General features: G+C 41.3%; 9 protein-coding genes. 2 read left to right on the top strand and 7 right to left on the bottom strand.

Annotation, left to right across the window (positions count from 1 at the left end; translation table 11 throughout):
- Nucleotides 1–152 precede the first annotated feature (152 nt).
- The 3 genes from PSPO_RS06170 to PSPO_RS06160 all read right to left on the bottom strand — a co-directional run bounded on the left by PSPO_RS06170 (nt 153) and on the right by PSPO_RS06160 (nt 5876).
- Complete coding sequence (locus PSPO_RS06170; protein ID WP_010560309.1) at nt 153–449, bottom strand: PilZ domain-containing protein; 297 nt, start codon at nt 447–449, stop codon at nt 153–155.
- A 92-nt stretch (nt 450–541) separates the two neighbouring features.
- Nucleotides 542–4435, bottom strand: coding sequence for an ATP-dependent RNA helicase HrpA (gene hrpA / locus PSPO_RS06165; RefSeq protein WP_040642413.1), 3894 nt, complete (start codon nt 4433–4435; stop codon nt 542–544).
- 424 nt (nt 4436–4859) lie between these two features.
- A complete protein-coding gene (locus tag PSPO_RS06160) occupies nt 4860–5876 on the bottom strand; it encodes an isoaspartyl peptidase/L-asparaginase family protein (protein ID WP_010560311.1) in 1017 nt (338 codons plus the stop codon).
- Between the two features lie 274 nt (nt 5877–6150).
- Between PSPO_RS06160 and PSPO_RS06155 the strand changes: the two genes are divergently transcribed.
- Both PSPO_RS06155 and PSPO_RS06150 read left to right on the top strand, forming a co-directional pair.
- Nucleotides 6151–6465, top strand: coding sequence for a TraR/DksA family transcriptional regulator (locus PSPO_RS06155; RefSeq protein ID WP_010560312.1), 315 nt, complete (start codon nt 6151–6153; stop codon nt 6463–6465).
- A 12-nt stretch (nt 6466–6477) separates the two neighbouring features.
- Nucleotides 6478–6726: an HP1242/YdcH family protein gene (locus PSPO_RS06150; RefSeq protein ID WP_010560313.1), complete on the top strand. Its 249-nt coding sequence runs from the start codon at nt 6478–6480 to the stop codon at nt 6724–6726.
- Between the two features lie 63 nt (nt 6727–6789).
- On the opposite strand, the gene PSPO_RS06145 is transcribed toward PSPO_RS06150, so the two are convergent.
- The 4 genes from PSPO_RS06145 to PSPO_RS06130 all read right to left on the bottom strand — a co-directional run bounded on the left by PSPO_RS06145 (nt 6790) and on the right by PSPO_RS06130 (nt 12510).
- Complete coding sequence (locus tag PSPO_RS06145; RefSeq protein ID WP_010560314.1) at nt 6790–7500, bottom strand: SapC family protein; 711 nt, start codon at nt 7498–7500, stop codon at nt 6790–6792.
- Nucleotides 7501–7614: 114 nt separating this feature from the next.
- A complete protein-coding gene (locus tag PSPO_RS06140) occupies nt 7615–8262 on the bottom strand; it encodes a putative 2OG-Fe(II) oxygenase (protein WP_010560315.1) in 648 nt (215 codons plus the stop codon).
- An 18-nt stretch (nt 8263–8280) separates the two neighbouring features.
- Nucleotides 8281–9792, bottom strand: coding sequence for a tryptophan halogenase family protein (locus tag PSPO_RS06135; protein WP_010560316.1), 1512 nt, complete (start codon nt 9790–9792; stop codon nt 8281–8283).
- A 60-nt stretch (nt 9793–9852) separates the two neighbouring features.
- The gene (locus tag PSPO_RS06130) at nt 9853–12510 is read right to left on the bottom strand and encodes a TonB-dependent receptor (RefSeq protein WP_010560317.1); all 2658 of its coding nucleotides are present in this window, start codon (nt 12508–12510) and stop codon (nt 9853–9855) included.
- Nucleotides 12511–13195 lie beyond the last annotated feature (685 nt).

Below are 13195 nucleotides of genomic sequence, written 5' to 3'. Positions count from 1 at the left end.
CAAAACTACGTTGCCGCCCTTAGCGCATTATGTCAACACTAAATTCTTTATATTCAATAAAGTAACGCTAAGGTCTAGGGTCTATTGACCTTTCAAGTTCGTTTTATTTCAGGTAGATTTTGCCATTAAAAAAGGAGCATCATGCTCCTCTTTTAATTTATTTCCAGTACTTCTAAACCCAGCAAATATTCTTGATCTTCTATTTCGCTGCAGCGCACCACAGTTGCTAGTGCATCAAGTGCCGGCACACTGTTATTGGTGGCATCGATGCGCACTTTTACTTGTGTGCTTACCTCTAATGGTTCATCAATTTCAATTGCCATTCCCGTAGCACTTAAATCTCGGCATACACCATCAATTTTACGGCCAGCTTCTGAGTCTAAAATTACTAGCTGTGCTTCGGCATTTACTAACATGCGAAAAAAATTACGCTTGTCTTCATACAACATTAGATTTCCCCTAAACTTCCTGTCGCAGGTTTATTATTACCACAGCAAATGCCGATTTCCAATAACAAAAAATTTACATTTGCTTGTGATATTTATTCGCCACTACTCTCTTTGATTGCATTTTGTATGCGCTTCAACGAGATAGGATACGCTGTACCTAAATTCTGTGCAAACATTGAAATGCGCAGTTCTTCAATCATCCAGCGTACTTCCTCAAGTTTCTGTTTTTCACTGTTTGAACGCGCTTTACCAAGTGCATCGCTAAGTAGCTTTTGTGCTTTTTCCACATCCAACATTTTAAGTTTATCTTGATGCGGGTCAATCGGCAGTTTTTCTAATCGTCGCTCAATGCCTTTTAAATAGCGGATCACATCTTTGATGCGCTTGGCGCCGTGACGGGTGACAAAGCCTTTAAAAATAAGCTGTGATAACTGTTCTTTAATATCGCCTTGCGCCAAGATCATAGTGAGATCAGTTTTACCTTTAAGCTTTTTATTCAAGCCACTAACTAGGCTAAGTGCCGCTTCAACATCGAGTGCAATAGCAACAACTGCATCACCCAACTCACCGCGAATGGTTTCTTTAATCTCGGAAAACGATTGCTCATCGCGTACAGCGCTGCTCGTAGCCAAAATGCCATCAACTGCGGCGGCAATACAATCGTCAATCAGTTCGTTAATTTTACCAAACGGATTAAAATAAAGGCCTAACTTCGCCTTGTTTGGCAGTTTTTGCTGTAAATACTTAATCGGCGATGGAATGTTTAATAACACTAAACGGCGTAAGCCTTTTAAGTGTGCACTATCTGCTTTGTCTTTAGCATCAAACAATTTAATGCTTGTGGATTTTCCTTCATCTACTAAAGCTGGATACGCCTTAACCTCGTACTGACCTTGTTTTTGTACGTAAGATGCCGGTAATTCACCAAATGACCATTCAATTAAGTCACTTTGTTCTATGCCTTTTTCAGCCACTTTGGCAAGATTGTCACTTACTTTACCTTTCAGTTTTTCTTTAAGCTCAGTTAAGTCGAAACCACTTGCAAGCAATTTATTTTTATCATCTCTAATGGCAAACTGAAGTTTCAAATGACTTGGCAACGCAGAATAATCCCATTCTTGTGCTTTAATTGTAATACCTGACATACGCAATAACTGCTTACTGATTGCTTCAATAAAACTGCCCTGCATTGGCTCAAGCGACGCCATTACGGCATCAGCGTAATTAGGCGCTGGCACAAAATTACGGCGCGTTGTTTTCGGTAACGATTTGATTAACGCAGTTATTAACTCATGACGAAACGCCGGAATATGCCAATCAAAACCTGTATCTTCCACTTGGTTTAACAGCGCTAAAGGCACCTGCACCACTACACCATCCAATGCTTGCCCCGGTTCAAAATGATATTCTAACGGGAAGAACAAATTGCCTTGCTGCCAAACGTCAGGGTAATTGTCTTTACTAATATGAGCCGCATCATGTTGCATTAACGCCGCTTTATCCATATGCAGGTATTTTGGCTCAGTTTTCTTTTTACTCTTCCACCAAGTATTAAACTCAACGCGACTGGTGATGTTATCTGGCAATCGTTGATGGTAAAAGTCCATCAAGGTTTCTTCATCGACTAAAATATCGCGACGGCGCGCTTTGTGCTCAAGATCTTGTACTTCATCAATCAGCTTTTGATTAAAGTTTAAAAAGCTTTCACTTTGACCAAGCTGTTGTTCAACCAACGCACTGCGTATAAAAATTTCACGGCTTAACTTGGCGTCTATTTTATTAAATTGCACACTTTTACGTGACACAATGGTTAAGCCATATAGGGTTTGCTGTTCAAACGCCATTACCGCGCCCGCTTTCTTTTGCCAGTGCGGTTCACTGTAACTGCGATTCACCAAATGCTGTGCAAGTGGCGCAACCCATGCAAGATCTATCTTGGCATTAATACGGGCAAAGAGTTTACTGGTTTCAACGAGCTCTGCGGCCACTAACCATTTCGGTGACTTTTTGAAAAGACCTGAGCCTGGGAATACAAAGAACTTACTTTGACGCGCCCCTGTGTATTGCTGATTTTCATCTTTCATACCAATGTGGCTGAGCATACCTGCCAAAATTGACTTATGAATTGCTTCGTAATCGCTCGGGTTTTGGTTAATTTTAAAACCCATTTCTTCGCATGTTGATACCAGTTGATAAACAATATCTTGCCATTCACGCACACGCATATAAGCAAAGAATTCGTTTTGGCAAAGCTTTCTAAATTGGCTGCGCGACAACGCTTGTTGTTGCTCTTCTAAATAACGCCATAAATTTAAAAAGCCGATAAAATCAGAATTTTTGTCCGCAAAGCGGCTATGGCTTTCTTGTGCTTTGGCTTTTTTGTCTTGCGGGAATTCTCGTGGATCTTGAATCGATAACGCCGCCACAATCACAATCGCTTCGAACATGGTGTCGAAATCTTTCGCTGCGTGCACAATTTTAGCTAGCCGCGGGTCAACTGGTAAGCGGCTTAATTCGCGCCCTGCTTTAGTCAGCTTATAATCTTTCTTTCGTGTAACCGGTGTAATTGCCTGAATTTCTTCGAGTAAGCGAAGACCATCGGTAATATTACGGTTATCTGGTGCTTGCACAAATGGGAATTTCGCAATATCGCCTAAGCCAAGTGCCAACATTTGCAAAATAACTGACGCTAAATTTGTGCGTAGAATTTCAGGGTCGGTAAATTCAGGGCGGCCCAAAAAGTCTTCTTCTGAATAAAGACGAATACAAATACCTTCCGCCACACGACCACATCGCCCTTTACGCTGATTGGCACTGGCCTGCGAAATTGCTTCAATTGGTAAACGTTGAACCTTAGTACGGTAGCTGTATCGGCTAATGCGTGCCGTACCAGGATCGATAACATAACGAATGCCCGGAACCGTAAGTGACGTTTCTGCAACGTTAGTAGACAATACAATACGACGGCCAGAGTGCGAGGCAAAAATACGATTTTGCTCAGCATTTGAAAGGCGCGCATAAAGTGGCAGCACTTCGGTATTTGCAAGGCCGCGTTTTGCGAGCGCATCGGCAGTATCGCGAATTTCACGCTCTCCATTCATAAAAATAAGAATATCGCCCGGCCCAGCTTGCAATAGCTCATCAACCGCATCAAAAATACCTTGCAGTTGATCGCCCTCTGCTTCCATCTCTGTTTTGTCGATTTCCGTTAACGGACGGTAACGTACCTCAACAGGGTAAGTGCGGCCCGATACTTCAATAATCGGCGCATTGTTAAAATGCTTTGAAAATCGCTCGGGATCGATGGTTGCCGAGGTGATAATCAGTTTTAAATCGGGGCGTTTGGGTAACAGGTTTTTCAAATAACCTAAAATAAAGTCGATATTTAAACTGCGTTCGTGCGCTTCATCGATAATGATGGTGTCGTACTGGTTTAAAAATCTATCTTGTTGAATTTCCGCAAGCAACACACCATCAGTCATCAGCTTCAAATAGCTTGAGTTAGAAACTTGATCACTAAAGCGAATTTTAAAACCCACTTTATCACCTATGGTAGTGCCAATTTCCTCAGCAACACGGGCGGCAACACTGCGCGCAGCTAATCGGCGTGGTTGGGTGTGGCCAATTAAACCTGCAACACCTCGGCCAAGCTCTAAACAAATTTTAGGTAACTGAGTGGTTTTACCTGAACCGGTTTCACCCGCGACAATCACCACCTGATTTTCGCTAATGGCTTTTTTAATATCGTCTTTTTTCTGACTAACTGGTAGGTTTACTGGATAACTCACCTTTGGCAGTTGCTTTAAACGTAACTCCCTCAGCTCGATGCTTTTTTCAATGTCTTTTGTAATTGTGGTAAGCACCTTCACCTGTTTTGCTTCATCATTTATTTTTTTCACACCATCGAGGCGACGTTTGAAGAAAAACTGATCTTTCTTAAGACAATTTTTTAAGAGTGAATAGAGCTGCTGTTGTGGATTAGCCATAGATAGAATAAAGCGGAATTTCAAAAGGCCAATAATAACAAATTGATTGTCATAAAATAAGGGAAGCATTGCGCTTCCCTTATTTTAATTTTATTCAACTAGTGTCTGTTGATCTTCGCTGTTCTATTTTCGTTATGTGTGAGCGTGCTTTTATCGCGGCGCTCGGTGTGTGGGCTAGCAATCTAAGCGAATATCGAGCAAAGCTTCCGCGTCCTGCTCACGCCCCTTACCTACATCCATATAGGAAACAATGAAAAAAGTGCGCTCAAAAGAACCGTTCGGCAGCGCTTGATTGGGTTTTCAACTGTGTTATCGGCTGACTCACATAGAATAACTATGCCACGCAGCCTCTGCCTTGTATAAAACCCAATCAAACTGCTGCAAAAACAAACTTGAAAGGTCAACAGACCCTAAAAAATCGCCGTTATTCGTCTTTAAAAATTGCCACATAGGTAGGCTGATTTGCCAGTTTTGACGCGCGATACATGCCTTTGGTATTAAATGGCAGACTAATATTACCTTTACTATCAACAATAATTACACCACCTGTGCCCCCTATTGGTTTAAGTACATCATGAATTACTTCATCACCGGCTTGCTGAATGGTTTTGCCTTGATACTGCACACGAGCACAAATATCAGACGCCACACTGTAACGGATGAAATATTCACCATGGCCTGTAGCAGACACCGCACATGAACGGTTATCGGCAAAGGTACCCGCACCAATCACAGGCGAATCACCAATACGACCAAAGCGTTTTGCCGTCATACCACCCGTTGACGTACCAGCTGCCAAGTTACCGTGTTTATCTAACGCCACAGCGCCGACCGTGCCCATTTTATATTGCTCAGGCAGTGCACGATGATTTGCTTGGTAGTTCTCTGTTTTATTGAGTTTCTTTTTAGCGCGTTCTAGCGCTTTATATCGGTGCTCGGTGTCGAACACACTGTTATTAACTAAACTCATGCCGTTTTTCTTAGCAAATTGTTCTGCGCCATTGCCGCTTAGCATCACGTGTACAGACTCTTCCATTACTAACCGTGCTAAATCGATTGGGTTTTTAATGTGCTTTACACCCGCAACGGCACCCGCTTGACGGTCGCGCCCATCCATAATTGATGCGTCAAGTTCATGGTGTCCATCATAAGTGTAAACGGCACCAATGCCGGCGTTAAAAAACGGCGAATTTTCTAAAATATTAATGGCTGTAGTGACCGCCGTTAAGCTCTCACCACCGTTTTCAAGCACTTTATAACCTGCTTCTACTGCTTCTTGCAGTTTAGCGCGATACGCCGCTTCCTTTTCAGGGGTAAATTTACTTTTGTCTATCGTGCCTGCTCCACCGTGAATGGCGATTGAGAAAGGCTGTTCACTGGATGCAAACACGCTAGTAGATAAAAACGCTGTTAAAAACGCAGTTGCGAGTCGTTTGTTCATTATTGTTTTCCTTTTGTTTTTAGAGCGTATTGATCTTTGTGGTCTAAATTCTGTTCAAATCCAAAGCTTTTTTGATCGCGGCGTGGCTTTGTAGTCCTAGTGGTCTAAGTCAAGAAGCAACAACAAAGAACAAAACACTCTATTCAATTTGCAAGGCAAACGCGTCAATTTCAAGCATTTTCGATGAACAGCACAAAGGCGTTATTTTTTTGCGCTAGATCAACGCAATCCCATCAAAGCGGCGTAGATTAATAATTAAAGAATAGGAGGCGTTATGAACAAAAACGCAATTTTAATCGAGCTTAAAGAAAAACAAATCGAACTCAATAAACGCATCAATGCGATTGGTTCAGATTTTAAAAAAGGTCGCTCGCAAGACTTTGCAGAGCAAGCGACAGAGAGTGAAAACGACCAAGTGCTCGACGGCATTCGCCATGAGGCAAAATTGGAATTACAACAAGTAAATGCCGCTATTTCGCGCTTAGAAAACAATAATTATGGCATTTGTAGCCAGTGCGAGAGCGAAATATCACGCGAGCGTTTACATGCATTACCCTATGTTCAAACTTGTATCAACTGTGCACAATAAGGAATAACACCCATGTTTATTGAAAAACACGACATGCATCATGAGTTTCCAGAGTTTAATGAAGAAATTCGCGAATTAAAAATGACTAATGCGCACTTTTCTAAATTATTTAAGGAATACCACGATCTTGATCACGAAGTGATCCGCATTGAAGAAGGCGTTGAAAATACTTCTGACGCATACCTAGAAAAACAAAAAATGCGTCGTTTACACCTAAAAGACGAGCTGTACGCGATGCTGAAAACACATAAAGAAAATTAACAAACAACAAACACAAAAAAAGCGCCAACTGGCGCTTTTTTTACTTAACGTTTAGCCGTTAAATTAAGCACCGTGCTCTGCTTTTAAACGTGCAAGACGATTTACTTGAGGCATTGATGTTAAGAACGAGTAGATTGGTGGTAAGTAACCACGCTTACGAAGCTCTAAGAACTCGTCATCAGCCATCTCGTTTAGTTTTTTCTCGTCGATTAGGTAGATACCATTGATATCACGCTTCTCGCCTTTAATTTCAAGCGTTAGTGTTTGCGGGATAAGTAGTTCTTTATCAGCTAGGAACTTAGTGAACGCAGCAGTAACTTGTGAGAATTCAACAAACGCAATTAAGCCTTCTTTACGACGCTTAAGGTAATCTGTTTCTTCGCCCTTTTCATCGAAAAGTGCATTACCTTCTTCTTTGTTTACAAGGTCGCTAGATTCGTTGATACCAACAAATAGTTGCTCTTCATTTTCAGGGTTCTTGCTCAGTACTAACGGGTAACGCGTAAGTGCGTGTGGAAGATAAGCACCCTGCCATTTGCCATCTTTAACAAATAGGTTCTCACCAGGCTCAAGACCTAACATTGCAACTGGCTGGAATTCTTCAGTTTCGTTATTTTTTACAAATACAATTGGGTATTCGTTAGCTACACGTGCAAATTCGTGCGCCACAACTGGTACTAAGTGTTGATCTTTAACTAGGTCTGTGTTGAAACCGTTTTTAATTTTAACATCTTTATGTTCAACATTATGAAGTGGCTTTATTACGTCCGTCATCTTACTGCTCCAGTGGAATTCTAATAATTATAAATAGTTTTGCTAACAATTAATCAGCGTTTATACCGTTATATGGGTTGCATTAGTAAAAAACAAGCCCAAAAAATATGAATGTTATGTTAATGGTGGAAATCCTACTTCAAAAATAATGCAAGATCTAGTTTGATCAAGCGCATGTTCTGTCGTGCCGTGCAAATACGTCGCATCGTGGACCACTAATCTTGCTGCTTTACTATCAATTGTGGTGCACAGCTTTGCATTGTAGTGACTGATATGCTCTGCTCGCATTACATTTGAGTCGTCATCAACAAACACTAAATCGGCACTTCCTGGGGCACATTCAACGTATAAAATTGCAACCACATGAGGTGCAGCCCAATCTTTTTGGGCATGTCGATGTGCGATGGTATTGCAACCTTGTTCTATTCTATTTGCCCAAGTGCGATGAAACTTAAACTGGCGAATGTTTCGCGTTTTCCCTAACCCAAATTGGGACGCAGCTTGACTGATACTATTAAAAAGCCAATGTCCCATTGGCATTGTCTTTAATTGTAGAAAATTGACAAGATTTAAACGGTCACTTAAGTGTACCGTTGAAAGTGCTCTCGCACCTGATGCATCGGGCACATTTTCTACATTTAGAACTTCAGGCAGAACAAATAAATGATCTAACCCTTGTGTTAAAAACGCGAGTTCTTCGGTGCGTGATGACTCATCATAATCAAAAACCGCTATTTTTTTATCTGGATTTATAATTTCCACAAAACCTCTAAAGTAAAATTAACGTACTGCTTGCTTCAACTTAGTTAACCACTCACTCGTTAACAGTAGTTTTTCTTGCGCCATTGACAGCATTTCTTTGTTACGTGCCAATAGTTCACGACTTAGCTTGACCTCTTGCTCAGAACAGTGCGGTTTAGACGTTGGGTAGCGCATACCGTACAGTACATAGAGGTAATTTTTTTCATCAAAAAGATCAAAGCGACTAAAAAAATCCTGACGGTGCGGTGGTCTGATCTTAAATTTGGCTAAGCGTGTTTTAAGTTCTTCAGAGCTGTGCGCCAATGATTGGTTTTTTAACCAAAAATCAGAATCTTGACGATCAGAAATACAATAATGTAGCTTGATAAAATCCGTCGTTCTATCCCATGCATATGTCACAGCTTTATTGAAATCATCGCGCATCACATCTGCATCAGATTGATTTTTTGGAAAGTTTTTAGCAAGCAGATCTGCTGTAAAATCGGTTAATAAGATTGAAGTCGCTTCAAGCGGCTCTAAAAATCCTTGTGCAAGGCCTAAACACACACAATTTTTATACCACGACACTTCTCTGTAGCCTACTTCCATGTTGATTTTTCTTACATCAAGTTTGTCTGCATCTAAATTCAAGTAGCGTGCGTATTTACGGTGTGCGTCATCTTCACTCATAAACTCACTGGCATAGACAAAACCAGTGCCACGTCGGGTGGTTAACGGAATATCCCATATCCAACCTGCCTGATGTGCCGTTGCTTTGGTATATGGAAAAATCCCTTGTTTAGGGTTAAGGGGCACTTGTTTAACAAGCGCCTTATCCGTTAGTAATTCGTCCGCCTTACTAACAAAGGGTACATTAAGTGCTTTATCAATAAGCAGCGATGCAAAACCTGTACAATCAACAAAAAAGTCGAAAGCAAGTGTATCACCATTGACACTCGTTACTGCTTTTACATTACCGGTATCATCAAGTTGTACGTTCTCAACCGTTGCTTTTAAATGTTTAACGTTAAACCTTTCTTTGGCGTTACGTGCTAATAATAATGCAAACTTCGCGGCGTCAAAATGATATGCATAGTTTAGAACGCCCTGGTAAGGAGCTGAAGAAACAAGTTTCGGCGCTAATCCTAACTCACAAACAGCTGATTGTATCGTTACATCATCAAAGCGTAATTCACTCCCCTCGCCTAGCATATAGTTAGTGACATCAAACTCATTTGGGTATGGGGATTCGAACGGATGGTAATAATGGTTACATTCACCGTGACGGGTCTTATCCATCCAGTTGGTGAATTTTATACCTTGCTTAAACGTTGCGTCACAACCGAGTAGTAAATCAACTTCACAGATGCCAAACTTTTGCAGTGTATCTTTAATAAATGGAACGGTGCCCTCGCCAACACCTATTGACGGTACGTCTTCTGACTCGATAAGTGTAACTTCGATATCAGTTGCTGAAAGCGCATGCCCTAAATGATTTGCAGCTAACCAGCCGGCAGTGCCCCCACCTAGAATAGCGACTTTTTTTATCATTTTTGTGCTCCAAAACGAAAAAAACCCAGTAACAATACTGGGTTTTTATTAAAACATGAATTAGAACGTGAAGTTCACACCAAGTTTATAAGTTGTTTCACCTTCGAATGACCATACTGGGAAGCCATCTTTAAGTGAAGGTTTAACTTGTACATTAGAATCTGTACCTGATGCTGCACCGTATTGGATATCATCTTCAGCAGTTAAGTTTACAATTTCTAAACGTACTGCGATGTTATCCGTTGCATTCCAACCGAATGATAGGTCTAGCGAACCGTAATCATCGTGCATACGGTTACCATAATATGCGCCGTATTCACGGATCATATATTCTGAACGGTAGTTGTATGCCGCACGCGCAGAGAACGTCTCATTTTCCCAGTAACCAACTAAGTTACCCGTGTGCTTAGACGACTCAGAGAAAACGCTTAGCTGATCTGTGTATACTTCTTTAGGCGCTTCAGCATCTGAGTACGTGTAGTTAGCGTTCACACCAAAACCATTGCCAAATGCATGGTTAAGTTGGAATTCGATACCGTCAATTGTACCGCCACCCGCGTTAACGAAGTTATTAACGATCCAGCTATCAGCTGGCGTTTCTAAATCGTTGTTAATTACACCGATAGCAACATTGTCTTCAGTTGTACCTACGATAAAGTTGCTGATGTCTTTCATAAAGAAAGTCACTGCAAATAAGTTACTGTCACCATAGTAGTATTCTAAGCTGATATCAGCTTGAGATGCTTTCATTGGCTCAAGTGCAGGGTTACCGTATGTGATGTTTTCGTTGCCGCGACGGTCATCTGGGTATCCGTCAAGGCTTGCTAAGAATAGCGCGTCATAGTTAGGACGTGTAATCGCTTGTGACGCAGCAAAACGTAAAATCATATCTTCTGATAGGTCATACGCAATATTGATGCTCGGTAAGAAGTCACTGTAATCACCTTCAGCCGAAGTAAGACCCGTACTCCAACCTGCGTTAGTACCTAATTTGTCTGCCGGTGAGTTATCAATATAATGACCTTTAGACGTTACGTCTGTTGAAATGTAACGAACACCGAAGTTACCGCGTAAGCCGTCACTTTGGAACTCAAACATTGCGTATGCAGAAAGGTTATCTTCTTCAATTTTACCGTAACCTGGGCGTGAGTATACAAACTCATCCACTAGTGATACAGTTGAATTGATCATCGCGTCTAGGTTTGCTTTTGGAATAGTCCAACCTTCTGAACCTAGCTCCATTGTGCCACTGTATAAATCGCTCGTATTAAATACATTTGCACCGTCGCCATATACTGCACTGTATTGGAAGCGCTCGAATTCGTGTTGCGTGTAACGAATACCCGTTTTGAACTTGTTAATTGCACCTAGATCTACGTCAAGGTCTAAATCAACCTGCGCATAAACTTCTTCATCTGAGTTAGGACCTTTAATACCAGTCCACTGAGATGTACCAACTGTCGTATCAAGTTGATCTACAGTGAAGCCCATGTCACGGCCATCGATGTCAACTTTTTTGCCTGTCGCGTCTACTACACCAGCCCATTTAACTTCGCCAAAACGATCGCCCCACCAACCGTAGCCAAAGTTTGCACTCATTTGAGTACCACCGTCAGCTTTCGTGCTACCAGCCACTGCTTTTACTGTGTAGTTATCGCCTTCGTATTTAGCATTTAACTCGATTGTGTCAGATGTCATTTCACCTTGACGAGCCCAGTTTTGGAAGAATACGCGAGAAGCTGCATTTTCAGGAGTATCACTGTATGTACAAACGCCAGCTGAGTTTTTAGATTGACAAACTGACTCACCGTCACCCCAATCTGTATCAGTTTCGATGTACATGTTTGCACCGATGCTGTCTGCACCTAGTTCTAGCATCATAACTGATGCGCCGAACTCAAGGTTATCAGTTGGACGATACTGTAGTGCTACGTTTAATGCCGTACGCTCTTGCTCTTGTAGGAAGCTTGAAGGCTGAATAGACGAACGTCCACCCCAATCTAAATCTGCTTCTGTACCACGACGAAGATATTCACGGTCAACGTAAGCGCCTGATACTAAAACACCAAAAGTTTCAGCATCATTTTTCCAGCTGTATAACGCTGATACATCTGGTGCTACATTTTCATTGATTGAACCATATTCGCCTTTAACTGAGCCGAAAATAGTGTTTGCATCTAGGTCAAGCGGTTTACGAGTTTTAACGATAACCGTACCACCAATACCGCCTTCAACAATATTCGCTTGAGAAGTTTTATAAACTTCCATGCCACCGATAAGCTCAGGTGGAAGCATTGAATAGTTGAATGAACGGTCAATGTTCATTTGGTCATACCAACCAGTTGACGCTACGTTTTGGCCGTTAAGCGTTGTTAGTGTCATACGTGGGTCTGTACCACGGATAGAAACTGAACTACCTTGACCGAATGTTCTATTTACAGAAATACCCGGAATACGTGCTAAAGACTGACCTACGTCAGAATCTGGAAGTTTACCGATATCTTCAGCTGTAAGCGCATCTACAACTGAGTTTTCGAAACGTTTAGTATTTACCGATGCTGCAAGAGAGCGACGAATACCACGTACCTCAATTACTTCCACATCTTCTTTTGCTTGTACTTCTGAATCAGCTGCAACAGCCACGCCTGAAAAACCAGCGCCCATTGCTAAACCGATGTTAACTGCTAATAAGCTTTTTTTGAAATTTTTAGCTAACACAGGATTCCCCTTGAATCATTTTGTTTTGGTTTAATTCACTTTCTGCCCAGTGAAGATGACAGCGTTGTCATCTGATAACAAACCTTACACGTAAAATTACAATATCGCTACAATTATTTTTGCATTTTTTAAACAATCGCGTTCATTTATATATAACAAATAAGAACAGTTTATTTACATTTGCAATAATAAATTTTCATAACACCCGCTAAATACGGGGGCTAGCGACCTTTTTACTATAACATACGGCGAATATTATCTGTAAAGCTTAATCTGTAAGAAAAGTTTAATCAGGTGGAGGTCGGATCAGGTGCTTGGAGCGATTTTAGAAAAATGTCAGGCAATTATTACATTGCCTGATAAAGCGCTTTGCTTAACGTTACGTTGGTTAACTCTGTGTTAGCTAATTGAGGGCCCCTATCACTGGGCAGAATGATAGAAGTGGAGCCCTCAAATCTTAATTCACATTACTTACAAGGGAAAATAATGACAGCGCTGTCATTTGTTAATGAGGATAATAAAGACACCGGTGTCATTTGTCTAGTCATATTTCGATCTTTTCGTAAAATTAGCCATGATTATGTTTTTAAAAACACATTAGGTTACAAAGTAAGCGTTTAAGTCACCTTAAGCGAGCCTGTCGTATCGTCAAAAAATAACCACGCCACGCATATCGAATTGTTGT

It is taken from the genome of Pseudoalteromonas spongiae UST010723-006 (assembly GCF_000238255.3).
GTDB lineage: Bacteria > Pseudomonadota > Gammaproteobacteria > Enterobacterales > Alteromonadaceae > Pseudoalteromonas > Pseudoalteromonas spongiae.
Note: the sequence above shows the minus strand (reverse complement) of the source record. Positions and strands in the feature narration are given on the sequence as shown.